This window comes from Citrobacter sp. Cf118, from assembly GCF_030334095.1.
GTDB classification, from domain to species: Bacteria; Pseudomonadota; Gammaproteobacteria; order Enterobacterales; family Enterobacteriaceae; genus Citrobacter; species Citrobacter freundii.
Genome location: NZ_JAOWES010000086.1, coordinates 245,758 through 267,991, shown reverse-complemented (window position 1 = coordinate 267,991; position 22,234 = coordinate 245,758). Strand labels below are relative to the sequence as shown.

Sequence of the window (22,234 nt, the reverse complement as noted above, 5' to 3'; positions counted from 1 at the left end):
CCCCGCTGACCCGGCGGCTTGTAATCCGTTGTTCCGTGTCAGTGGAGGCGCATTATAGGGAGTTATTTCAGGCTGACAAGTTAAAAATATAAAAAACTTATCAAGCGATTAATTTTCAATCAATACGTCTATTTTCGCCTGAATTTTAAACAAAAACGAGCCCCGCAGGGCCCGTTTATTGTTGTTTTGTGACTTACTGCACTGCCACGATGCGATCGTCATTCACTTCCAGACGAATCGTTTTGCCCGGAATCAGTTCACCAGACAGAATTTGCTGCGCCAGCGGGTTTTCGATCTGCTGCTGGATAGCACGTTTCAATGGACGTGCGCCATACACCGGATCGTAACCATTCGCGCTCAGCAGTTTAAGCGCCTCGTCAGAAATGTGGATTTCATAGCCACGCTCTTCCAGACGTTTGTACAGACGCTGCAGCTGGATCTGAGCAATAGAAGCAATGTGCTGCTCACCCAACGGATGGAATACAACAACCTCATCTATACGGTTGATGAATTCCGGGCGGAAGTTATGGCTCACGACGCCCAGCACCATATCTTTCATGTGGCCGTAATCCAGCTCACCAAAGCGTTCCTGGATTAGATCGGAGCCCAGGTTCGAGGTCATGATGACAACCGTATTACGGAAGTCGACCGTTCTTCCCTGTCCGTCAGTCAGACGACCATCGTCAAGCACCTGCAGCAGAATGTTGAACACATCCGGGTGCGCTTTCTCCACTTCATCCAGCAGGATGACAGAGTAAGGACGACGACGTACTGCTTCCGTCAGATACCCACCTTCTTCATAACCGACATATCCCGGAGGTGCCCCAACCAAGCGAGACACCGAGTGTTTCTCCATAAACTCGGACATATCGATACGCACCATTGCGTCGTCACTGTCGAACATAAAGTTTGCCAGCGCTTTGCACAGTTCGGTTTTACCGACCCCGGTTGGACCAAGGAACAAGAATGAACCAATCGGACGATTCGGATCGGACAAGCCCGCGCGGCTACGACGGATGGCGTTAGAAACGGCTTCCACCGCTTCGTTCTGACCAATCACACGGCTGTGCAGCTCCTGTTCCATACGCAACAGTTTTTCCCGTTCGCCTTCCAGCATGCGAGCAACCGGGATCCCGGTCCAGCGCGCCAGCACCTCAGCAATTTCCGCATCCGTGACTTTATTACGCAGCAGACGCATGGTTTTGCCTTCAGACTGGGTGGCTGCTTCCAGCTGTTTTTCCAGTTCAGGAATTTTGCCGTACTGCAGTTCAGACATCCGCGCCAGGTCGCCAACGCGGCGCGCCTGTTCGATGGCGATTTTTGCCTGCTCCAGCTCAGCCTTGATAGTTTGCGTTCCCGAGAGGGAGGCTTTTTCAGCTTTCCACTCTTCCTCTAACTCCGAATACTGGCGCTCTTTGTCGTCCAGCTCTTCGTTGAGCATATCGAGACGTTTTTTACTTGCCTCATCAGACTCTTTCATTAATGCCTGCTGTTCCAGTTTGAGCTGGATAATACGGCGGTCGAGTCTGTCGAGTTCCTCCGGCTTGGAGTCAATCTGCATACGAATGCTGGATGCCGCTTCGTCAATAAGGTCGATAGCTTTATCCGGTAACTGACGATCGGCAATATAACGATGAGACAACGTAGCTGCCGCAACAATCGCCGGGTCAGTAATCTGCACATGATGGTGCAGCTCATAACGTTCTTTCAGGCCACGCAAGATTGCGATGGTGTCTTCCACTGAAGGTTCAGCCACAAACACTTTCTGGAAACGACGTTCCAGCGCCGCATCTTTTTCGATGTACTGGCGATATTCATCAAGCGTTGTGGCGCCTACACAGTGCAGTTCCCCGCGAGCCAGCGCTGGTTTCAGCATGTTCCCGGCGTCCATCGCGCCATCGGCTTTACCCGCCCCAACCATGGTATGCAATTCGTCGATAAACAGAATGACGTTGCCTTCCTGTTTCGAGAGATCGTTCAGCACGCCTTTTAAGCGTTCTTCAAACTCACCGCGATATTTGGCCCCAGCCACCAGCGCGCCCATATCCAGCGCCAGTACACGACGGCCTTTTAAGCCCTCCGGCACTTCACCATTGATGATGCGTTGGGCCAGCCCTTCAACAATGGCTGTTTTACCGACACCGGGTTCACCGATTAACACTGGGTTATTTTTAGTACGACGTTGCAGCACCTGAATGGTACGGCGAATTTCTTCATCACGGCCGATAACTGGATCGAGTTTGCCCTGTTCAGCACGTTCAGTCAGATCGACGGTATATTTTTTCAAGGCCTGACGTTGGTCTTCAGCCCCCTGGTCATTCACGCTTTCACCTCCACGCATTTGTTCAATTGCCTGAGTGATATTGGCGGTCGTCGCCCCTGCTGATTTTAATAAGTCGGTCAGCGTACCGCGTGACTCAAGCACCGCCAGAACGAACAGTTCTGACGAAATAAAGTTGTCCCCACGTTTTTGCGCCAGCTTGTCGCAAAGATTCAGTACACGCACCAGTTCCTGAGAAGGCTGCACATCACCGCCGGTACCTTCTACCTGCGGCAAACGGCTCAACGCCTGGTCAATGGCTGTACGTAACTGGCCAGCATTAATGCCAGCAGACGTTAATAAAGGACGTACCGATCCCCCTTCCTGATTCAGCAAGGCGCTCATTAGATGAAGTGGTTCAATGAATTGATTGTCGTGCCCCAATGCGAGTGACTGGGCATCGGCAAGAGCAAGCTGGAATTTATTGGTAAGACGATCCAGACGCATAACTCCTCCCATAACAGGTCAAAATTGCTACTGGAGATTAAATGAGGTCATCCCTCAATTATTCAAGGTGAATGACCTGAATTATGTGAAAAGAAAATTACACGTACCGGATCGTCTTGATTCTTTAGGTTATATCAGCCAAATAAAACTTGCCATACGACCCGTGGTATTGTCGCGACGATAAGAGAAGAACGTCTCACTTTCACTAAAGGTGCAACGGTCGCCGCCGTGGATGTTCTCCACGCCGACATTTGCCAGCCGCTGACGGGCAAGCTGGTAGATATCCGCCAGATACTTGTCGCCGCGCGGTACAAATGCGAGGTCCGCTTGCGGATCTTTCGTCATGAATGCCTCGCGAACTTCTGCTCCCACTTCAAAGGCGTTTGGGCCTATCGCCGGGCCTAGCCAGGCAATAATGTTTTCAGGTTCGTCGGCAAAACACGCCACCGTCTCTTCCAGCACGCCAGCGCATAATCCTCGCCAACCCGCATGGGCCGCAGCCACTTCCGTCCCGGCGCGATTGCAAAACAGCACCGGCAGACAATCAGCGATCATTACCGCACACACTGTGCCCGGCGTGTTGCTATACGACGCATCTGCGCGTTTGGAGGCGTAAGGCCCGCCTGTCAGTTTCAGGACATCCTTACCGTGGACCTGCTCCAGCCAGACCGGCTTTGACGGCAGATTGCCCGCAGCAAACAGTCGTTTGCGGTTCTCTTCAACATGTTCCGGGTTATCGCCACAATGGGCGCCCAGATTCAGCGAATCGTAAGGCGGCATACTGACTCCGCCAATACGGGTAGAACTACACGCCGCGACACCTTGCGGTATCGGCCACTGCGGAACAATTAGCTTACTCATAGCCAGGCAATATCATCCTTATGTTCTTCGAAATCAGCGCGCATCACTTCAATCAATTGCACCATATCTTGTGGGATCGGCGCATGCCATTCCATTTCGATACCGGAAATCGGGTGATACAAACGCAACATGGTCGCATGTAGCGCCTGGCGGTCGAACTTACGCAGTACGGAGATAAATTCGTCAGAAGCGCCTTTCGGTGGACGTGGACGACCGCCGTAGACCTGATCGCCCACCAGCGGATGAGTGATATGTGCCATGTGCACGCGGATCTGGTGCGTACGTCCGGTTTCCAGACGCAACCGCAGACGCGTGTGCACACGGAAGTGTTCCATAATGCGATAGTGCGTTACCGCCGGTTTCCCCATTGGGTGTACCGCCATGTGCGTACGCTTGGTCGGGTGACGGCTAATCGGTTCCTCAACGGTTCCGCCAGCAGTCATGTGACCAATTGCTACGGCTTCGTACTCACGGGTAATTTCGCGCAGCTGCAATGACTCAACCAGACGTGTTTGTGCCGGAACAGTTTTTGCCACCACCATTAATCCGGTCGTGTCTTTATCCAGACGGTGTACGATACCGGCACGAGGAACATCCGCGATTGGCGGGTAGTAATACAGTAACGCATTCAATACCGTACCATCAGGATTCCCGGCGCCTGGATGCACTACAAGGTCACGGGGTTTGTTGATGACAAGAATATCATCATCTTCATAAACGATATCCAGTGGGATATCCTGAGGTTCAAAACGAACCTCTTCATCAATTTCTGCATTGATGGAGACACGCTCTCCACCCAACACTTTTTCTTTCGGTTTATCGCAAAGATTGCCATTTACCAGCACGCGCTGGTCGAGGATCCATTCTTTTATGCGCGATCGCGAATAATCAGGGAACAATTCGGCCAAAGCCTGATCTAAGCGTTGACCGAGCTGATTTTCGGAGACTGTTGCGGTGAGTTCTACTCGTTGTGCCATAAACTGCTTCTTCGTTTAACGTTGGGTTTTACGGCTTTGCCGTTTAATATAGTGTGCTATTGTAGCTGGTCTTAACCGGGAGCAGGAACAGAGAATCTCCCGTATTACATTTTGAGGAAAGTCAAAACGTCATGACGCGCATGAAATATCTGGTGGCAGCAGCCACGTTGAGCCTGTTTTTGGCGGGTTGCTCTGGTTCAAAGGAAGAGGTGCCCGATAATCCGCCAAATGAAATCTACGCGACTGCTCAGCAAAAGCTGCAGGACGGTAACTGGAAACAGGCAATAACGCAATTGGAAGCGTTGGATAACCGTTATCCATTTGGACCGTATTCTCAGCAGGTGCAATTAGATCTCATCTACGCCTACTACAAAAACGCCGATCTGCCACTTGCTCAGGCTGCTATCGATCGTTTTATCCGTCTTAACCCGACACACCCTAACATTGATTATGTCATGTATATGCGTGGCCTGACCAATATGGCGTTGGATGATAGCGCACTGCAAGGATTCTTTGGTGTTGATCGCAGCGATCGCGATCCGCAACACGCCCGAGCTGCGTTTAATGACTTTTCCAAACTGGTACGTGGCTATCCGAACAGCCAGTACACCACTGATGCCACCAAACGTCTGGTGTTCCTGAAAGATCGTCTGGCGAAGTATGAATATTCCGTTGCGGAATACTACACTGCCCGCGGTGCATGGGTTGCCGTGGTAAACCGTGTAGAAGGCATGCTGCGCGACTACCCTGATACTCAGGCAACACGTGATGCTCTGCCATTAATGGAAAAAGCTTATCGCCAGATGCAGATGAATGCGCAGGCAGAAAAAGTAGCGAAAATCATTGCCGCTAACAGCAGTAATACCTGATTTGCCTCAGAATGCAAAACGGCAGCCCAAGGGCTGCCGTTTTTTTAACCGTTAACGCTACAACTGAAGCGGTTTAGCTCCGACGCATCCCATCAAATATGGCCTGCTTTCAGGTATTCCTCAAGTAAAAAATCGCCTGTTCCTGCGGTGCCTCACAAAAAGGTTTTCTTGACAAAAAGCGACAAAAAAATGTGATTTAGATCACGCATTTTGACATTGGGAACGGTATGCTGGAATCACCAAGACGGGAAAGACAAGAGGTAAAATTTATGACAATGAACATTACCAGTAAACAAATGGAAATTACTCCGGCAATTCGCCAGCATGTCGCAGACCGTCTCGCCAAACTAGAAAAATGGCAAACTCATCTGATTAATCCACATATCATTCTGTCTAAGGAGCCACAGGGTTTCATTGCTGATGCCACCATCAATACACCGAACGGACATCTGGTCGCCAGCGCAAAACACGAGGATATGTACACCGCAATTAACGATTTGATCAACAAGCTGGAACGGCAGCTCAATAAAGTGCAGCACAAAGGCGAAGCCCGTCGTGCAACAACTTCAGTCAAAGACGCCAACTTCGTCGAAGCAGAAGAAGAGTAGTCCCTTACATTGAGTGTATCGCCAACGCGCCTTCGGGCGCGTTTTTTGTTGACAGGGTGAAAACAGTACGGGTACTTTACTGACGTAGCCAAAGGAAAATTACATGAAACTTGTCCCGTTCTTCTTCGCATTCTTTTTTACCTTCCCCTGAATGGGAGGCGTTTCGTCGTGTGATAAAGAATGCGAAGACGAACAATAAGGCCTCCCACAACGGGGGGCCTTTTTTATTGATAACAAGAAAGGCAACACTATGACATCGGAAAACCCATTGCTGGCGCTGCGCGATAAGATCAGCACGCTGGATGAAAAATTACTGGCCCTGCTGGCTGAGCGACGTGGACTGGCCGTAGAAGTTGGTAAAGCTAAACTGCTTTCACATCGTCCGGTACGAGATATCGACCGTGAACGTGACCTGTTGGATCGCCTGATTCAGTTGGGCAAAGCACATCATCTCGATGCTCACTACATTACCCGCCTGTTCCAGCTCATAATCGAAGACTCCGTCCTGACTCAACAGGCTCTGCTCCAGCAGCACCTGAACAAAATTAACCCACACTCCGCGCGCGTGGCCTTCCTTGGGCCAAAAGGATCATATTCCCATCTGGCAGCACGTCAGTACGCCGCCCGCCATTTTGAACAATTTATTGAAAGCGGCTGCGCAAAATTTGCCGATATCTTTAATCAGGTCGAAACCGGACAGGCTGACTATGCTGTGGTTCCGATTGAAAACACCAGCTCCGGTGGGATTAACGACGTTTACGACCTGCTACAGCACACCAGCCTGTCTATTGTTGGCGAGATGACCATTACGATAGACCACTGTGTACTGGTGTCCGGCACGACGGATCTTGAGACCATTGAAACGGTATACAGCCATCCACAGCCGTTCCAGCAGTGCAGCAAGTTCCTGAATCGCTACCCGCACTGGAAGATTGAGTACACTGAAAGCACCTCTGCGGCAATGGAAAAAGTTGCGCAGGCTAACTCACCGCATGTGGCGGCCCTGGGGAGCGAAGCCGGAGGCGTACTGTATGGTTTGCAGGTTCTCGAGCATATTGAGGCTAACCAGTCGCAAAACATCACCCGCTTCGTGGTGCTGGCACGTAAAGCAATCAATGTATCCGACCAGGTTCCGGCAAAAACCACGTTGCTGATGGCAACAGGACAACAGGCCGGTGCTCTGGTAGAAGCATTGCTGGTGCTGCGTAACCATAATCTGATTATGACTAAACTGGAGTCACGCCCGATTCACGGCAATCCGTGGGAAGAGATGTTTTATCTTGATATCCAGGCCAATCTGGAATCGCCCCAAATGCAAAAAGCATTGAAAGAGCTGGGTGAGATTACACGTTCGATGAAAGTACTGGGATGCTATCCGAGTGAGAACGTGGTGCCGGTCGATCCGAGCTAACGTTTGACAGTGCCGGATGGCACTACGCTTATCCGGCCTACAATTCATGCGATTTTTGTAGGCCGGATAAGACGAAGCCGCCATCCGGCATCTTAATTAAGGACGGCTGTCATTCGCCTGGCGTAACAAAGTACGGCTTTCACTCTGGAAGCGTTTCGCATAATCGCCAAACCAATGCTCGACCTTACGGAAACTGTCGATAAACGCTTGCTTATCGCCCTGTTCCAGTAAACCAATCGCCTCACCAAAACGTTGGTAGTAGCGTTTGATCAGCGCAAGGTTGCTCTCAGACGACATAATAATATCGGCATAGAGCTGCGGATCCTGGGCAAACAGACGGCCAACCATCGCCAGTTCAAGACGGTAAATCGGCGAAGAGAGCGCCAGCAGCTGCTCCAGTTGAACATTCTCTTCCGCTAAATGCAGACCGTAAGCAAAGGTCGCAAAGTGACGCAATGCCTGAATAAACGCCATGTTCTGATCGTGTTCAACGGCGCTGATCCGATGTAGTCGTGCACCCCATACCTGAATCTGTTCCAGAAACCACTGATAGGCTTCCGGCTGACGTCCATCACACCAGACGACGACCTGCTTTGCCAGACTGCCGCTGTCCGGACCAAACATTGGGTGTAAACCCACCACCGGGCCATCATGTGCAGCCAGCATCGCCTGCAAAGGACCATTTTTCACTGAAGCCAGATCCACCAGGATGCAGTCAGATGGCAGACGCGGTAGTTTGGCGATCACCTGCTCGGTGACGTGGATCGGCACACTGACGATCACCATGCCCGCATCAGAGACGATCTCCGGCGCGCGATCCCAATCCTGCTGTTCCAGGATCCGCACCTGGTAACCTGACAGGGTGAGCATTTTTTCAAACAGACGCCCCATCTGACCGCCGCCGCCGACGATCACCACCGGCCGCAGAGAAGGACAAAGCGTTTTAAACCCTTTGTCGTTCTCACTGGAATAGGACTCACGCATAACGCGGCGTAGCACATCTTCAATCAGGTCCGGCGGCACGCCAAGGGCTTCCGCTTCTGCCCGGCGAGAGGCAAGCATAGAGGCTTCCCGTTCCGGCACGTAAATCGGCAACCCAAAACGGCTTTTTACTTCACCAACTTCGGCAACCAGCTCCAGGCGGCGTGCCAGTAAATCCAGCAGCGCCTTGTCGACTTCATCAATTTGATCGCGTAATGCGGTCAATTCAGCAACCATAACCAACCTCTTATGCTACACGCGCCGACAGCTGACCGTTTAAATCTTGACTAATTTCACGCAGCAGCGCATCCGTCATTTCCCAGCTAATGCAGGCATCGGTTACGGACACGCCGTATTTCATTTCGCTGCGCGGCTGTTCAGAAGACTGGTTGCCTTCGTGAATATTACTTTCAATCATCAAACCAATGATCGAGCGATTGCCATCTTTGATTTGTGCAATTACGGATTCAGCCACGGCAGGCTGACGGCGGTAATCTTTATTGGAATTACCATGACTGCAATCTACCATCAGAGAAGGTCGTAGTCCCGCCTGCTCCATCTCTTTTTCGCACTGGGCGACATCTGCCGGGCTGTAGTTTGGCGCTTTACCCCCGCGCAGGATCACGTGGCCATCCGGATTCCCCTGAGTTTGCAACAGCGCAACCTGCCCGGCCTGATTAATACCAACAAAGCGGTGCGACTGCGCAGCCGCACGCATGGCATTAATGGCGGTCGCCAGACTACCGTCAGTACCATTCTTAAAGCCGACCGGCATGGAAAGACCGGAAGCCATTTCGCGGTGTGTCTGCGATTCCGTGGTTCGGGCTCCGATTGCGGACCAGCTAAACAGATCGCCCAGGTATTGCGGGCTATTTGGATCCAGCGCTTCAGTTGCCAGCGGCAGTCCCATATTTACCAGTTCAAGCAGCAGCTGACGCGCAATTTTCAGACCTGCTTCAACATCAAAAGAGCCATCCATATGAGGATCGTTAATTAACCCTTTCCAGCCAACGGTGGTACGGGGTTTTTCAAAATAGACGCGCATCACCAGGTAGAGGCTATCGCTGACCTCTGCGGCAAGGGCTTTAAATCGACGAGCATATTCAATAGCCATTTCAGGATCGTGAATGGAGCATGGGCCACATACGACCAGCAGGCGCGGATCGCGACCGGAGATAATATCTGAGATGGTTTTACGCGACTGGGCGATTTGCGCTTCTTGCTCCTGGCTCAGCGGAAATTCAGCTTTCAGCTGCTCCGGGGTCATCAGAACCTGTTCGTCGGTAATATGTACGTTGTTCAGCGCGTCTTTTTGCATGATGGTGATCCTGTTTAGCTCGTTTGCGATAGTTGATCCTCAGCGAGGAGGAAATAACGATACCATAACAGGTAAAGATTTCAATCCACAATCCGTAAATTTTAATTTACACGTCGTTATTTTAAGGCAAAAAACAGCTCTTATAGATGTACATTTAAATTTACACCACGAATTTTCAGATCCGCTATGCTTAAAAAAACAAGGGAGTACAGGCAATGAAGCAACTCATCAGCATCTTATTTCTATTCCTTCTTAGCGGATGTCAGATAGATCCCTATACCCATGCCCCCACCTGGACTGGTACTGACTGGTATGACGCCGGGATACAAGATGCCATTTCGGGCTATGCCGTTAAAGATAATGAAACTCTTGCCGACAACTTCAATGATCCTGAAGTCGATCGTACGAAATATCTTAAGGGTTACGCCGAAGGGCAACGCAAAATCTGCCAGCAAGATTTTGTTTACGCCAGAGGTCTGACCGGGAAAACCTTTCCTCCAAGTTGTGATACGGTCGAAAATATTGACCAGTTACACGATGCCTGGAAAAAAGGAGCAAACGAAGGTGCTGCCTCAATAAGATTAAACTAAACAATGGTTTAAATATTACAGCCAACTAGGATTTAACTCAAATCGCCATCAGCTTTACCCCTGGAATAATGACGACTTAGGAAAATAATGTTATTTTGTCTTAAACAATCTTGAATGTATTTCGACGCTTTACGGCAAACGCTGGTAGGTAACTATTCATGAGCTATTCTTACCGACTCATACTTCTACTGGCACTGCTCCTGACCGGGTTACCGCTGTACGCCCAAAGCGTTACAGAAGAAGCAAAATCTGTACGTGCTATGGTTTCCGGCATCGTCAGTTATACACGCTGGCCAGCACTTTCCGGGCCACCCAAACTGTGTATTTTCTCTTCATCGCGTTTTTCCAGTGTTCTGGAAGATACCAGTACTGGGGCATTACCCTATCTTCCCGTCATCATTCGTACGGAACAAGAAATATTAGTTTCGCAATGTGACGGTTTTTATTTTGGAAAAGAATCACCTACTTATCAGGTGGAATTAAAGAATAAATATCCGACTAAGGCATTGCTATTAATTGCAGAACAAAATCCCGAATGCGTTATTGGCAGCGCCTTTTGCCTCATAATTAAAGATGAAGATGTGAGATTTTCCGTAAATATGGATTCCCTTTCACGCAGCGGCGTAAGGGTAAGTCCTGACGTATTGATGCTTGCACGGAATAATAAGCATGGATAAGGGCCATTCTCCTGTAACACGCCCAACGTTTAAACGGACATTACGGCGTATCAGCATAATCAGCGTCCTGGTGACGATGACGTTGATCTGGCTGTTGCTCAGCATTTCTTCCGTGCTGGCATTAAGACAGTATGCGCAAAAGAATCTGGATCTGACTGCCGCGACCATGACCCGCACGCTTGAAGCTGCATTAGTCTTTTCTGATAGTGTTGCAGCAACTGAAACACTGGCGGCACTGGGCCAGCAAGGGCAATTTTCCGTTGCGGAAGTTCGTAATAAACACCAGAAGGTGATCGCCACCTGGCGCTATAACGCGCAAGACACCACGGAGAAGATCAGCGGACTGATCAGCCACTGGCTGTTCCCACAACCGGTCACTCAGCCTATTTTGCATAATGGCAACGTCATCGGCGAAGTACGATTGACTGCACGCGATAGCGTTATCAGCCGTTTCATCTATTTGTCGCTGGCCGTTCTTACCGGGTGCATTTTGTTGGCATCAGGCATAGCATTAATGCTCACCCGCTATTTACACAATGGCGTCGTGGAAGCCCTGCAAAATATAACCGAGGTGGTACATGATGTACGTACCAACCGTAACTTTTCGCGACGCGTTTCCGAGGAACGCATTGAGGAGTTTCATCTTTTTGCCCAGGACTTTAATAGTCTGCTGGACGAGATGGAGGAGTGGCAACTTCGGCTGCAGGCAAAGAACGCTCAACTTTTGCGTACCGCGCTACATGATCCTCTGACGGGCCTGGCAAATCGCGCCGCTTTTCGTAGCAGTATTAACGCGCTGATGAATGACGATGCCGCCCACAGCAGCTCCGCTTTGTTATTCCTTGATGGTGATAATTTTAAATTTATCAATGATACCTGGGGCCACGCTGCGGGGGATCGGGTTCTGATTGAAGTCGCTAAAAGGCTGTCCGAATTTGGCGGTAATCGACATTCGCCATACAGACTTGGCGGCGACGAGTTCGCGATGGTGCTGTATAGCGTTCATTCTGAATATGAGGTTCAGCGAATCTGCGCGGCACTGTCACAAGAGTTTAACCGACCTTTTGACCTGCATAATGGTCATCTGGCAAGCATGACACTCAGCATTGGGTTTGCGCTGACGTGGGAACATGCCTCTGCCGAAAAATTACAAGAACTTGCCGATCAAAATATGTATCAGGCTAAACATTTGCGTTCTGAACGCATTATTAAAAAATAAGGAATTACACACATGCTAAAACGTTTATTATCCCCGTTTCTTCTGCTTTTACTGATTCTGGCAGGCTGTCAGGCACCTCAGGGAAAATTTACCCCAGAGCAAATTGCAGCCATGAAATCATACGGATTTACTGAAGTCTCAGGAGACTGGTCTCTCGGCCTGTCTGACAGCATCCTGTTTGACAAAAATGACTATAAACTTCGTCCTGAAAGTGAAAAACAGATCAAGGAAATGGCATCCAAACTGGCAGCTACCGGGCTAAATCATGCTCGCCTGGATGGTCATACTGATAACTACGGTGAAGACAGCTATAACGAAGCTCTGTCGCTCAAACGCGCGAATGTGGTTGCCGATGCCTGGGCGCAGGGCGCCAACATTCCCCGCACCAACCTGACGACTCAGGGACTCGGGAAGAAATATCCCATTGCCAGCAACCAGACATCAAAAGGTCGTGCTGAAAATCGTCGCGTGGCGGTAGTGATCACGACGCCATAATTATCCCCCAACTGGCTGCGCGCCGCGCAGTCATTCCATTGCCATAAAGAACAACAGAGCAAACGTCGGGATAAAAAAAGGGCCAGCCTTTCGGCCAGCCCTTTTCTAACAGGATGTCGCTTGCGCGAATCTTAGTTAAGACGCTCTTTGATACGAGCAGACTTACCAGTGCGCTCACGCAGGTAGTACAGTTTAGCTTTACGAACAGCACCACGACGTTTAACAGCAATGCTGTCAACTACCGGAGAGTGAGTCTGGAAGACACGCTCAACGCCTTCGCCGTTGGAAATTTTACGAACAGTGAATGCAGAGTGCAGACCGCGGTTACGAATAGCGATAACCACGCCCTCGAATGCCTGCAGACGTTTTTTGGAACCTTCAACAACCCATACTTTCACTTCCACGGTATCACCCGGACGGAAGGAAGGTACGTCCTGCTTCATCTGTTCTTGTTCAAGTTGCTTAATAATGTTGCTCATAATTTAATCTCTTATCCTGGGTAAACTGATATTGGGGGCTTACGCCTGCCCATCATGTTTATGTTGCTGTTGTGCGTGTTCCTTTTTGAACTCCGCCAGCAACCTTGCTTGCTCTTCAGTCAGAGCCAGGTTTTCCAGAAGTTCAGGTCTTCTAAGCCAGGTCCGGCCCAGCGACTGTTTCAAACGCCAGCGACGTATCTCAGCGTGGTTTCCTGACAGTAACACTGCCGGTACTTCCATCTGCTCTAACACTTCAGGTCGGGTATAGTGCGGGCAATCCAGCAATCCATCAGCAAACGAATCTTCGATTGCTGAAGCTTCATGACCCAGAACTCCCGGAATAAACCGGGAAACGGAGTCGATCAGCGTCATTGCCGGTAACTCACCACCGCTGAGTACGTAATCGCCGATTGACCATTCTTCATCAATTTCGGTTTGAATCACGCGCTCATCTATTCCTTCATAGCGACCACATACCAGAATCAGCTTTTGATTCGTGGCCAGTTCGCTAACGCCCGCTTGATCAAGCTTGCGTCCCTGAGGTGACAAATAAATCACCTTTGCGCCTTCACCAGCCGCAGCTTTTGCTGCATGAATGGCGTCCCGTAAAGGTTGCACCATCATTAACATCCCCGGTCCGCCGCCGTACGGACGATCGTCCACGGTACGGTGCCGGTCATGAGTAAAGTCACGAGGACTCCAACTCTGGATGTTCAGCAGGCCATTTTTTACTGCCCGGCCAGTTACCCCGTAATCGGTAATTGCGCGGAACATTTCTGGAAACAGGCTAACGATACCTATAAACACAAGCCAATCCCCATAACGCCGACTTTTACCGTTTATCCGGTGGTTTAAAAACCAGGATCCCAATCTACTTCGATAGTACGAGTAGCGAGATCGACTTTCTTGATAACCTGCCCATCGAGGAACGGCACAAGACGTTCCTTGATACCAAACGCATCTTTCAGGTTTGCCTTGATGACGATGACGTCATTCGAACCGGTTTCCATCATATCGACGACTTTACCGAGATCGTAGCCTTCAGTGGTCACTACCTGGCAGCCCATAAGGTCTTTCCAGTAGTAGGAACCATCTTCCAGCGCTGGCAACTGCGAGGAATCCACGACAATTTCGCAATTAGTCAGTAGATTCGCCGAATCACGATCGTCAACGCCTTTCAGCTTGATGATCAGATCCTGATTGTGGTGCTTCCAGCTTTCCAGCTGTACTTGCTGCCACTGACCCGCCTTCTGGATAAACCAGGGCTGATAGTCAAAAATGCTTTCGGCGTCTTCAGTGGAAGAAAACACTCTGAGCCAACCACGGATACCGTAAGAAGACCCCATTTTCCCCAAAACGATGGGTTCTACAGGAGCCTGTGCGGCGAGTTGCTTGCTCATCATGACCACCGTGACAGATTAAGCTGCTTTGTTTGCTGCTTTGATCAGCGTAGCTACGCGATCAGAAATAGTCGCGCCCTGGCCAACCCAGTGAGCGATGCGATCCAGATCCAGGCGAGTGCCTTCTTCTTTTTCGCTAGCGATTGGGTTAAAGAAGCCAACGCGCTCGATGAAGCGACCGTTGCGTGCATTACGGCTGTCGGTAACAACAACCTGGTAGAACGGACGCTTTTTAGCGCCGTGACGAGCTAAACGAATAGTAACCATAACATCCTCTTGTGTGAATAAAACACCCAGGCCCCATCGAGGAACGGAGCCCGGGTGTCATATTAAAAGCCCGAAAATTTTACTGATTTCTGGGAAAAAAGCAATCAACATGTGATGAAGCTTTATACCAGGGCGTTACCGTTGCAGCCAGTTTGGCGTCGGCGCGCGCGCAGAAAGCGGAGCGTACACGCAGTACGTGAGCATTTCGAGCACACTCCGGCGTCAAAATGGCAAATAAGGTAGCCCGATATATTTATCTACCGGGGAAGCCGGGCGGCATCATCCCCTTCATACCACGCATCATCTTCGCCATACCGCCCTTCTTCATTTTCTTCATCATGCGCTGCATGTCGTCGAACTGTTTCAGAAGGCGGTTTACGTCCTGTACCTGCATACCGCAACCGGCAGCGATACGGCGTTTACGGGAACCTTTGATAATTTCCGGCTTAGCGCGTTCTTTCATCGTCATCGAATTGATGATGGCTTCCATACGCACCAGAACTTTATCGTCCATCTGCGATTTCACATTGTCAGGGATCTGACCCATGCCCGGCAGCTTGCCCATCAGGCTTGCCATACCGCCCATGTTTTTCATCTGGTTGAGCTGTTCAAGGAAATCATTGAGATCGAAGCCATCGCCTTTTTTCAGCTTGCTGGCTAATTTTTCTGCCTGCGCGCGGTCAACCTTGCTTTCGATATCTTCGATCAGCGACAGCACGTCGCCCATGCCGAGAATACGCGAAGCAATCCTGTCCGGGTGGAACGGCTCCAGCGCTTCGGTTTTCTCGCCGACGCCGAGGAATTTAATTGGCTTACCGGTAATATGACGAATAGAAAGCGCCGCACCGCCACGGGCATCACCATCAACTTTTGTCAGTACTACGCCGGTTAACGGTAGCGCTTCGTTAAAGGCTTTTGCGGTATTCGCGGCATCCTGACCGGTCATGGCGTCGACCACAAACAGCGTTTCTACCGGCTTGATAGAAGCGTGGACCTGTTTGATTTCGTCCATCATCGCTTCGTCAACGTGCAGACGACCGGCGGTATCCACCAGCAGCACGTCATAGAATTTGAGTTTGGCTTCTTTCAGCGCGGCGTTAACGATATCGACCGGCTTCTGGCCAACATCCGACGGGAAGAAGTCCACGCCGACCTGCTCGGCCAGAGTCTCCAACTGTTTGATCGCCGCCGGGCGATAAACGTCCGCGGAGACCACCAGCACTTTTTTCTTGTGCTTCTCGCGCAGGAATTTACCCAGCTTACCAACGCTGGTCGTTTTACCCGCACCCTGCAGGCCCGCCATAAGCACCACGGCTGGCGGCTGTGCAGCCAGATTCAGGGTCTGGTTTTCTTCGCCCATTGCCGCAACCAGTTCGTTACGAACAATCTTGACGAATTCCTGACCCGGCGTCAGGCTTTTGTTAACTTCATGACCAACCGCTTTCTCTTTTACGCGATTGATAAACTCACGCACTACCGGCAGCGCTACGTCAGCCTCCAGCAGCGCCATGCGCACTTCGCGCAGCGTCTCTTTAACGTTGTCTTCAGTAAGGCGTCCACGGCCACTGATATTGCGCAGCGTGCGCGACAAACGATCGGTTAAATTATCAAACATTGTCTCTCGCCTGGGGTGGAAACGGTCGGTCGCGACAGCGACACATCAACAGAAATTTGTCGCAGTATAACATGAAGCCGCCTTTGTTGTTATGCAACGGTTGGAGCAGCGGTCACGTAACGCTATACTGCTTTTCTTTATCACTGGCCAATTGTCGACACCTATATGCCCGTTTTTGCTCTGCTTGCTCTTGTCGCCTACTCAGTCAGCCTCGCGCTGATTATTCCCGCTCTGCTGCAAAAAAACAGCGGCTGGCGGCGTATGGCTATTCTCTCTGCGGTTGTCGCGCTGGTAAGCCATGCTATCGCCCTGGAAGCGCGTATTCTGCCCGGCGGTGAAAGCGGACAAAACCTGAGTCTGTTGAACGTCGGCTCGCTGGTGAGCCTGATGATCTGTACGGTAATGACCATTGTCGCTTCCCGCAATCGTGGCTGGCTATTGCTGCCCATTGTCTACGCCTTTGCGCTGATAAACCTGGCCTTCGCCACGTTTATGCCGAACGAGTTCATCACCCATCTCGAAGCTACGCCGGGCATGATGATCCATATCGGGCTTTCGCTTTTCGCTTACGCCACGCTGATTATCGCCGCACTCTATGCGCTACAGCTTGCGTGGATTGACTACCAACTGAAAAACAAAAAACTGGCTTTCAGCAATGAGATGCCGCCGCTGATGAGTATTGAGCGGAAAATGTTTCATATCACCCAAATTGGCGTGGTTCTGCTGACACTCACCCTGTGCACAGGCCTGTTTTACATGCATAACCTGTTCAGTACCGAGAACATTGATAAAGCCGTTCTCTCTATCGTGGCATGGTTTGTCTATATCGTTCTGTTGTGGGGGCATTACCATGAAGGTTGGCGCGGACGTCGCGTCGTATGGTTTAACGTCGCAGGCGCAGGCATTCTGACACTGGCCTATTTCGGCAGTCGTATTCTGCAGCAGTTCGTGAGTTAAATCTTTAAGGAATCCTACGTGGAACACATCTCCACCACCACGCTCATTGTCACGCTCCTCATCATGGTGGTCATTTCCGCCTATTTTTCCGGTTCTGAAACCGGAATGATGACCCTGAATCGCTATCGTCTACGTCATCGGGCCAAGCAGGGAAATCGACAGGCAAAACGCGTTGAAAAGTTACTTCGCAAGCCGGATCGTCTGATAAGCCTGGTGCTCATCGGCAATAATCTGGTGAATATTCTGGCCTCCGCGCTCGGTACTATTGTCGGTATGCGCCTGTATGGCGATGCGGGCGTCGCCATTGCCACTGGGGTACTGACGTTTGTGGTACTGGTTTTTGCCGAAGTACTGCCAAAGACGATTGCCGCACTATATCCGGAAAAAGTCGCCTATCCGAGCAGCGTCCTGCTGGCTCCCCTGCAGATTCTGATGATGCCGTTGGTATGGCTACTCAACACCATCACGCGGCTGCTGATGCGCATGATGGGCATCAAAACGGATATCGTAGTGAGCGGTTCGCTGAGCAAAGATGAACTGCGAACGCTGGTGAATGAATCACGCTCGCAAATCTCACGCCGTAACCAGGATATGCTGCTGTCAGTGCTGGATCTGGAAAAAGTCAGCGTCGATGACATCATGATCCCGCGTAATGAAATTATCGGCATTGATATCAACGATGACTGGAAATCAATCGTGCGTCAGCTTTCGCACTCTCCGCACGGTCGTATTGTGCTGTATCGTGACTCGCTGGACGACGCTATCAGTATGCTACGCGTACGTGAAGCCTGGCGATTGATGGCCGAGAAAAAAGAGTTCACCAAAGAGACCATGTTACGCGCCGCCGACGAAATTTATTACGTTCCGGAAGGCACGCCACTCAGCACCCAGCTCATTAAATTTCAGCGTAATAAGAAGAAAGTGGGCCTGGTCGTCAATGAATATGGTGATATTCAGGGACTGGTTACGGTCGAGGATATCCTGGAAGAGATTGTTGGTGACTTCACGACCTCAATGTCACCGACGCTTGCCGAAGAAGTCACACCGCAGAATGACGGTTCGGTGATCATTGACGGTAGCGCCAACGTTCGTGAAATCAATAAGGCGTTTAACTGGCACCTGCCGGAAGATGATGCACGTACCGTGAACGGTATTATTCTTGAAGCACTGGAAGAAATCCCGGTTGCCGGCACACGTGTGCGTATTGGGCAGTACGATATCGATATTCTCGACGTGCAGGACAATATGATTAAACAGGTGCAGGTGTTGCCCGTCAAACCGCTGCGGGAAAGCGTATCGGACCAGTGAGAGTAATCCAGACCGGGTAGCGCATCAGCATTACCCGGTCTGAGGCTGATTAGCCTTTGGCTTTCGCCACAGAGACCATCGCCGCACGGATGGTACGTCCGTTCAGGGTATAGCCTTTCTGCATAACCATCAGCACATTACCGGCAGCAACGTCGTCAGACTCTACCATGGCAATCGCCTGATGCACGTTCGGGTCCATCGGCACGTCGATATCCGCAACCACTTGTACGCCAAACTTCGCCACAACATCCAGCATTGACTTACGGGTCAGCTCAATACCTTCAACCATCGCCGCCATCGCGTCATTATCTTTGTCCGCAACTTCCAGCGCACGGTCCAGGCTATCCAGCACCGGCAGCAGCTCGTTGACGAATTTTTCCAGTGCAAACTTATGCGCTTTTTCTACGTCCAGTTCGGTACGACGACGCAGGTTTTCCATTTCCGCTTTGATACGCAACACGCTGTCGCGCTCGCGAGTTTCGGCTTCAGCAAGCTGAGCTTCCAGATTCGCAATTTTTTCATCGCGCGGATCCACCTGTTCAGCAGAAGCGTCTGATTCAACCGCCTCAACTTCTTCGTGCTGATCCATGATAATTTCTTCCGGGGCTTGCCCCTCAGGCGTTTTCTGTTCTTTACTACTCATGAATTTCTCCGCGTTTTTTTCGCATTCATCTCGCTAACCTGGATTATTATGGGGATAAGATTCAGGGTTTCAAGGGAAGTACTCACATTGTCACTAATCTTCGTTACAAGGACCTCGAGAAAATGAACAAACATTTCAAGTGTATTGGCATTGTGGGGCATCCACGTCACCCCACTGCACTGACCACACATGAAATGCTCTACCGTTGGCTGTGCGCCAAAGGTTATGAGGTAATCGTTGAGCAACAAATCGCCCACGAGCTGCAGCTGAAAAATGTGAAAACCGGTACGCTCGCAGAGATTGGCCAGCAGGCAGACCTCGCCGTGGTTGTCGGTGGCGACGGCAATATGCTGGGCGCCGCACGCACCCTGGCACGTTATGACATCAAGGTTATTGGCATTAACCGCGGCAACCTCGGTTTCCTGACCGACCTTGACCCAGACAATGCACAACAACAGTTAGCTGACGTGCTGGAAGGCCACTACATCAGCGAAAAGCGCTTTTTACTCGAAGCCCAGGTGTGCCAACTGGACTGCCAGAAGCGTATTAGCACTGCGATCAATGAAGTCGTGTTGCACCCCGGAAAAGTGGCGCACATGATTGAATTTGAAGTCTATATCGATGAAATTTTTGCCTTCTCCCAGCGTTCAGACGGCTTGATTATTTCCACACCGACCGGCTCTACCGCCTACTCACTCTCTGCCGGAGGCCCGATACTGACGCCTTCGCTGGATGCCATTACGCTAGTCCCGATGTTCCCACATACGCTCTCCGCACGACCGCTGGTGATCAACAGTAGCAGCACCATTCGCCTGCGCTTCTCTCATCGCCGTAACGATCTGGAAATCAGCTGTGACAGCCAGATCGCCCTGCCTATACAGGAAGGTGAAGACGTATTAATTCGCCGCTGTGATTATCATCTGAACCTGATACACCCAAAAGATTACAGCTATTTCAACACATTAAGCACTAAGCTAGGCTGGTCAAAAAAATTATTCTAATTTAACGCCAACCTCTTTACTGTATAAAAAACCAGTTTATACTGTATGTAATTACAGTCATGGTTTTTCATACAGGAAAACAGCTATGTTGGCACAACTGACCATCAGCAATTTTGCTATCGTTCGTGAACTTGAGATCGATTTCCAGAACGGAATGACCGTTATTACCGGTGAAACCGGTGCGGGTAAGTCCATTGCCATTGATGCTCTCGGTTTGTGCCTGGGCGGACGCGCAGATGCCGACATGGTACGTGCAGGCGCCACGCGAGCCGACCTCTGCGCCCGCTTCACCTTAAAAGACACCCCCGCGGCCCTGCGCTGGCTGGAAGAAAACCAGCTTGAGGAAGGCCGTGAGTGTTTGCTACGTCGCGTTATCAGCAGCGACGGACGTTCACGTGGCTTCATTAACGGCACTGCCGTACCACTGTCACAGCTGCGCGAGTTGGGCCAGTTGCTTATTCAAATCCACGGTCAGCATGCGCATCAGCTCCTGACAAAATCAGAACACCAAAAATCCCTGCTTGATGGCTACGCCAATGAAGCGTCCCTGACTCAGGAAATGGCTGTGCGCTACCAACTGTGGCACCAAAGCTGCCGTGACCTGGCACATCATCAACAACAGAGTCAGGAACGCGCAGCCCGGGCAGAGCTATTGCAATACCAGTTAAAAGAACTGAACGAATTCAACCCACAACCGGGCGAGTTTGAGCAAATTGATGAAGAGTACAAGCGTCTGGCTAACAGCGGGCAATTGCTCACCACCAGCCAACAGGCACTGGCTATCATGGCAGACGGCGAAGACGTTAATCTGCAAAGCCAGCTGTACACGGCAAAACAGTTGGTTAGTGAACTGGCAGGAATGGACGGTAAGCTCTCCGGTATTCTGGACATGCTGGAAGAGGCCACTATCCAGCTCAGCGAAGCCAGCGACGAGCTGCGCCACTATTGCGATCGTCTGGATTTAGACCCTAACCGTTTGTTCGAACTTGAGCAGCGTATTTCCAAACAAATCTCATTGGCGCGAAAGCATCATGTTGCCCCTGAAGCGCTGCCACAGTTCTATCAGTCATTGCTGGATGAACAACAGCAGTTAGACGATCAGGCCGACTCTCTCGAAACCTTAACCCTGGCGGTGAACAATCACCACCAGCAGGCACTGGAAACGGCAAAAATGCTGCACCAACAGCGCCAGCATTATGCTCAGGAACTGGGACAGCTTATTACAGAGAGCATGCATACTCTCTCAATGCCGCACGGTGTCTTTTGCATTGATGTGAAATTTGAGGAACATCATTTGAGCTCAGACGGTGCCGATCGCGTAGAGTTTAAAGTGACCACTAACCCAGGCCAGCCGTTGCAGCCGATTGCGAAAGTCGCTTCCGGTGGGGAACTGTCGCGCATTGCGCTGGCTATTCAGGTTATTACCGCACGTAAAATGGAAACACCGGCGCTGATTTTCGATGAAGTAGATGTCGGCATCAGCGGCCCGACTGCTGCGGTGGTGGGAAAAATGCTGCGTCAGTTGGGCGAGTCAACCCAGGTAATGTGTGTTACTCACCTGCCGCAGGTTGCTGGCTGCGGTCATCAACATTTCTATGTCAGCAAAGAAACTGACGGCGCGATGACCGAAACACACATGCAGCCACTTGATAAACGCGCTCGTCTGCAGGAATTAGCCCGCTTACTCGGAGGTAGCGAAGTAACGCGCAATACCCTCGCAAATGCAAAAGAACTGCTGGCGGCATAAACTTTTTTACCTTGTTAAGGTCTGAGTTCAACATAAAATCGCCG

Annotated in this window: 23 protein-coding genes and 1 other annotated feature; of the genes, 12 read left to right on the top strand and 11 right to left on the bottom strand. The window is 50.8% G+C overall.

Going from position 1 to position 22,234, the window contains the following annotated elements; all coding sequences use genetic code 11:
- Positions 1 to 193: 193 nt before the first annotated feature.
- From clpB to rluD, 3 genes are all read right to left on the bottom strand, one after another.
- Positions 194 to 2,767 carry an ATP-dependent chaperone ClpB gene (clpB, locus tag OGX67_RS15255; protein WP_003031249.1) on the bottom strand — a complete coding sequence of 858 codons (2,574 nt, stop codon included), beginning with the start codon at positions 2,765 to 2,767 and terminating at the stop codon, positions 194 to 196.
- 129 nt (positions 2,768 to 2,896) lie between these two features.
- Positions 2,897 to 3,628: a purine nucleoside phosphorylase YfiH gene (gene yfiH, locus OGX67_RS15250; RefSeq protein WP_286526750.1), complete on the bottom strand. Its 732-nt coding sequence runs from the start codon at positions 3,626 to 3,628 to the stop codon at positions 2,897 to 2,899.
- A complete protein-coding gene (rluD, locus tag OGX67_RS15245; protein WP_286526748.1) occupies positions 3,625 to 4,605 on the bottom strand; it encodes a 23S rRNA pseudouridine(1911/1915/1917) synthase RluD in 981 nt (326 codons plus the stop codon). The genes yfiH and rluD overlap by 4 nt, the downstream gene beginning before the upstream one ends.
- A gap of 131 nt (positions 4,606 to 4,736) precedes the next feature.
- On the opposite strand from rluD, the gene bamD reads away from it, so the two are divergent.
- The 4 genes from bamD (at position 4,737) to pheA (ending at position 7,493) form a co-directional block, all read left to right on the top strand.
- On the top strand, positions 4,737 to 5,474 hold the full coding sequence (bamD, locus tag OGX67_RS15240) for an outer membrane protein assembly factor BamD (RefSeq protein ID WP_003031245.1): 738 nt from the start codon (positions 4,737 to 4,739) through the stop codon (positions 5,472 to 5,474).
- A 269-nt stretch (positions 5,475 to 5,743) separates the two neighbouring features.
- The gene (raiA, locus tag OGX67_RS15235; RefSeq protein ID WP_003031244.1) at positions 5,744 to 6,082 is read left to right on the top strand and encodes a ribosome-associated translation inhibitor RaiA; all 339 of its coding nucleotides are present in this window, start codon (positions 5,744 to 5,746) and stop codon (positions 6,080 to 6,082) included.
- Between the two features lie 102 nt (positions 6,083 to 6,184).
- Positions 6,185 to 6,310 (top strand) — a sequence feature (Phe leader region).
- Entirely contained in the window at positions 6,186 to 6,233 is a 48-nt protein-coding gene (pheL, locus tag OGX67_RS15230) for a pheA operon leader peptide PheL (protein ID WP_100250063.1), read from the top strand. Its footprint overlaps the feature before it by 48 nt.
- Positions 6,311 to 6,332: 22 nt before the next feature.
- Positions 6,333 to 7,493: a bifunctional chorismate mutase/prephenate dehydratase gene (pheA, locus tag OGX67_RS15225; RefSeq protein ID WP_003839850.1), complete on the top strand. Its 1,161-nt coding sequence runs from the start codon at positions 6,333 to 6,335 to the stop codon at positions 7,491 to 7,493.
- 96 nt (positions 7,494 to 7,589) lie between these two features.
- Here the strand turns inward: pheA and tyrA are convergent, their stop codons facing one another.
- On the bottom strand, positions 7,590 to 8,711 hold the full coding sequence (tyrA, locus tag OGX67_RS15220; protein ID WP_003826456.1) for a bifunctional chorismate mutase/prephenate dehydrogenase: 1,122 nt from the start codon (positions 8,709 to 8,711) through the stop codon (positions 7,590 to 7,592).
- A gap of 10 nt (positions 8,712 to 8,721) precedes the next feature.
- A complete protein-coding gene (gene aroF / locus OGX67_RS15215; RefSeq protein ID WP_003031241.1) occupies positions 8,722 to 9,792 on the bottom strand; it encodes a 3-deoxy-7-phosphoheptulonate synthase AroF in 1,071 nt (356 codons plus the stop codon).
- A gap of 215 nt (positions 9,793 to 10,007) precedes the next feature.
- Here aroF and OGX67_RS15210 point away from each other — a divergent pair, with 215 nt between their 5' ends.
- The 4 genes from OGX67_RS15210 to OGX67_RS15195 all read left to right on the top strand — a co-directional run bounded on the left by OGX67_RS15210 (position 10,008) and on the right by OGX67_RS15195 (position 12,773).
- Positions 10,008 to 10,382 (top strand): DUF2799 domain-containing protein, encoded by a 375-nt coding sequence (locus OGX67_RS15210; RefSeq protein WP_003031240.1) that lies wholly within the window; start codon positions 10,008 to 10,010, stop codon positions 10,380 to 10,382.
- A 158-nt stretch (positions 10,383 to 10,540) separates the two neighbouring features.
- Entirely contained in the window at positions 10,541 to 11,059 is a 519-nt protein-coding gene (gene yfiR / locus OGX67_RS15205; RefSeq protein WP_003839843.1) for a regulatory sequestration protein YfiR, read from the top strand.
- A complete protein-coding gene (gene dgcN, locus OGX67_RS15200; RefSeq protein WP_192465780.1) occupies positions 11,052 to 12,278 on the top strand; it encodes a diguanylate cyclase DgcN/YfiN in 1,227 nt (408 codons plus the stop codon). The genes yfiR and dgcN overlap by 8 nt, the downstream gene beginning before the upstream one ends.
- A gap of 12 nt (positions 12,279 to 12,290) precedes the next feature.
- Positions 12,291 to 12,773 (top strand): OmpA family protein, encoded by a 483-nt coding sequence (locus tag OGX67_RS15195; protein ID WP_257651570.1) that lies wholly within the window; start codon positions 12,291 to 12,293, stop codon positions 12,771 to 12,773.
- A gap of 131 nt (positions 12,774 to 12,904) precedes the next feature.
- Here OGX67_RS15195 and rplS read toward each other — a convergent pair whose 3' ends face one another.
- The 5 genes from rplS to ffh all read right to left on the bottom strand — a co-directional run bounded on the left by rplS (position 12,905) and on the right by ffh (position 16,534).
- Positions 12,905 to 13,252, bottom strand: a complete 348-nt coding sequence (gene rplS, locus OGX67_RS15190; RefSeq protein ID WP_002914145.1) for a 50S ribosomal protein L19 — start codon at positions 13,250 to 13,252, stop codon at positions 12,905 to 12,907.
- A 39-nt stretch (positions 13,253 to 13,291) separates the two neighbouring features.
- Entirely contained in the window at positions 13,292 to 14,059 is a 768-nt protein-coding gene (gene trmD, locus OGX67_RS15185; protein ID WP_003031232.1) for a tRNA (guanosine(37)-N1)-methyltransferase TrmD, read from the bottom strand.
- 44 nt (positions 14,060 to 14,103) lie between these two features.
- Positions 14,104 to 14,652, bottom strand: a complete 549-nt coding sequence (gene rimM / locus OGX67_RS15180; protein ID WP_003031230.1) for a ribosome maturation factor RimM — start codon at positions 14,650 to 14,652, stop codon at positions 14,104 to 14,106.
- Positions 14,653 to 14,670: 18 nt separating this feature from the next.
- Positions 14,671 to 14,919 carry a 30S ribosomal protein S16 gene (gene rpsP / locus OGX67_RS15175; protein WP_003031228.1) on the bottom strand — a complete coding sequence of 83 codons (249 nt, stop codon included), beginning with the start codon at positions 14,917 to 14,919 and terminating at the stop codon, positions 14,671 to 14,673.
- 253 nt (positions 14,920 to 15,172) lie between these two features.
- A complete protein-coding gene (gene ffh, locus OGX67_RS15170) occupies positions 15,173 to 16,534 on the bottom strand; it encodes a signal recognition particle protein (RefSeq protein ID WP_003031226.1) in 1,362 nt (453 codons plus the stop codon).
- Between the two features lie 165 nt (positions 16,535 to 16,699).
- Here ffh and OGX67_RS15165 point away from each other — a divergent pair, with 165 nt between their 5' ends.
- Together OGX67_RS15165 and OGX67_RS15160 are read left to right on the top strand one after the other, a co-directional pair.
- Entirely contained in the window at positions 16,700 to 17,491 is a 792-nt protein-coding gene (locus OGX67_RS15165) for a cytochrome C assembly family protein (RefSeq protein WP_003031224.1), read from the top strand.
- A gap of 18 nt (positions 17,492 to 17,509) precedes the next feature.
- The gene (locus tag OGX67_RS15160; protein WP_008324538.1) at positions 17,510 to 18,799 is read left to right on the top strand and encodes an HlyC/CorC family transporter; all 1,290 of its coding nucleotides are present in this window, start codon (positions 17,510 to 17,512) and stop codon (positions 18,797 to 18,799) included.
- A 49-nt stretch (positions 18,800 to 18,848) separates the two neighbouring features.
- Here OGX67_RS15160 and grpE read toward each other — a convergent pair whose 3' ends face one another.
- A complete protein-coding gene (gene grpE / locus OGX67_RS15155; protein ID WP_003031221.1) occupies positions 18,849 to 19,442 on the bottom strand; it encodes a nucleotide exchange factor GrpE in 594 nt (197 codons plus the stop codon).
- 122 nt (positions 19,443 to 19,564) lie between these two features.
- Between grpE and nadK the strand changes: the two genes are divergently transcribed.
- Both nadK and recN read left to right on the top strand, forming a co-directional pair.
- Entirely contained in the window at positions 19,565 to 20,443 is an 879-nt protein-coding gene (gene nadK / locus OGX67_RS15150; RefSeq protein ID WP_003031220.1) for an NAD(+) kinase, read from the top strand.
- An 85-nt stretch (positions 20,444 to 20,528) separates the two neighbouring features.
- Complete coding sequence (recN, locus tag OGX67_RS15145; protein ID WP_032937967.1) at positions 20,529 to 22,190, top strand: DNA repair protein RecN; 1,662 nt, start codon at positions 20,529 to 20,531, stop codon at positions 22,188 to 22,190.
- The last annotated feature ends 44 nt before the right edge of the window (positions 22,191 to 22,234 follow it).

Bases quoted from the DNA above. Each gene is read 5' to 3' on its own strand.
- clpB (WP_003031249.1), bottom strand. From the start codon at position 2,767: ATGCGTCTGGATCGTCTTACCAATAAATTCCAGCTTGCTCTTGCCGAT.
- yfiH (WP_286526750.1), bottom strand. From the start codon at position 3,628: ATGAGTAAGCTAATTGTTCCGCAGTGGCCGATACCGCAAGGTGTCGCG.
- rluD (WP_286526748.1), bottom strand. From the start codon at position 4,605: ATGGCACAACGAGTAGAACTCACCGCAACAGTCTCCGAAAATCAGCTC.
- bamD (WP_003031245.1), top strand. From the start codon at position 4,737: ATGACGCGCATGAAATATCTGGTGGCAGCAGCCACGTTGAGCCTGTTT.
- raiA (WP_003031244.1), top strand. From the start codon at position 5,744: ATGACAATGAACATTACCAGTAAACAAATGGAAATTACTCCGGCAATT.
- pheA (WP_003839850.1), top strand. From the start codon at position 6,333: ATGACATCGGAAAACCCATTGCTGGCGCTGCGCGATAAGATCAGCACG.
- tyrA (WP_003826456.1), bottom strand. From the start codon at position 8,711: ATGGTTGCTGAATTGACCGCATTACGCGATCAAATTGATGAAGTCGAC.
- aroF (WP_003031241.1), bottom strand. From the start codon at position 9,792: ATGCAAAAAGACGCGCTGAACAACGTACATATTACCGACGAACAGGTT.
- OGX67_RS15210 (WP_003031240.1), top strand. From the start codon at position 10,008: ATGAAGCAACTCATCAGCATCTTATTTCTATTCCTTCTTAGCGGATGT.
- yfiR (WP_003839843.1), top strand. From the start codon at position 10,541: ATGAGCTATTCTTACCGACTCATACTTCTACTGGCACTGCTCCTGACC.
- dgcN (WP_192465780.1), top strand. From the start codon at position 11,052: ATGGATAAGGGCCATTCTCCTGTAACACGCCCAACGTTTAAACGGACA.
- OGX67_RS15195 (WP_257651570.1), top strand. From the start codon at position 12,291: ATGCTAAAACGTTTATTATCCCCGTTTCTTCTGCTTTTACTGATTCTG.
- rplS (WP_002914145.1), bottom strand. From the start codon at position 13,252: ATGAGCAACATTATTAAGCAACTTGAACAAGAACAGATGAAGCAGGAC.
- rimM (WP_003031230.1), bottom strand. From the start codon at position 14,652: ATGAGCAAGCAACTCGCCGCACAGGCTCCTGTAGAACCCATCGTTTTG.
- rpsP (WP_003031228.1), bottom strand. From the start codon at position 14,919: ATGGTTACTATTCGTTTAGCTCGTCACGGCGCTAAAAAGCGTCCGTTC.
- ffh (WP_003031226.1), bottom strand. From the start codon at position 16,534: ATGTTTGATAATTTAACCGATCGTTTGTCGCGCACGCTGCGCAATATC.
- OGX67_RS15165 (WP_003031224.1), top strand. From the start codon at position 16,700: ATGCCCGTTTTTGCTCTGCTTGCTCTTGTCGCCTACTCAGTCAGCCTC.
- grpE (WP_003031221.1), bottom strand. From the start codon at position 19,442: ATGAGTAGTAAAGAACAGAAAACGCCTGAGGGGCAAGCCCCGGAAGAA.
- nadK (WP_003031220.1), top strand. From the start codon at position 19,565: ATGAACAAACATTTCAAGTGTATTGGCATTGTGGGGCATCCACGTCAC.
- recN (WP_032937967.1), top strand. From the start codon at position 20,529: ATGTTGGCACAACTGACCATCAGCAATTTTGCTATCGTTCGTGAACTT.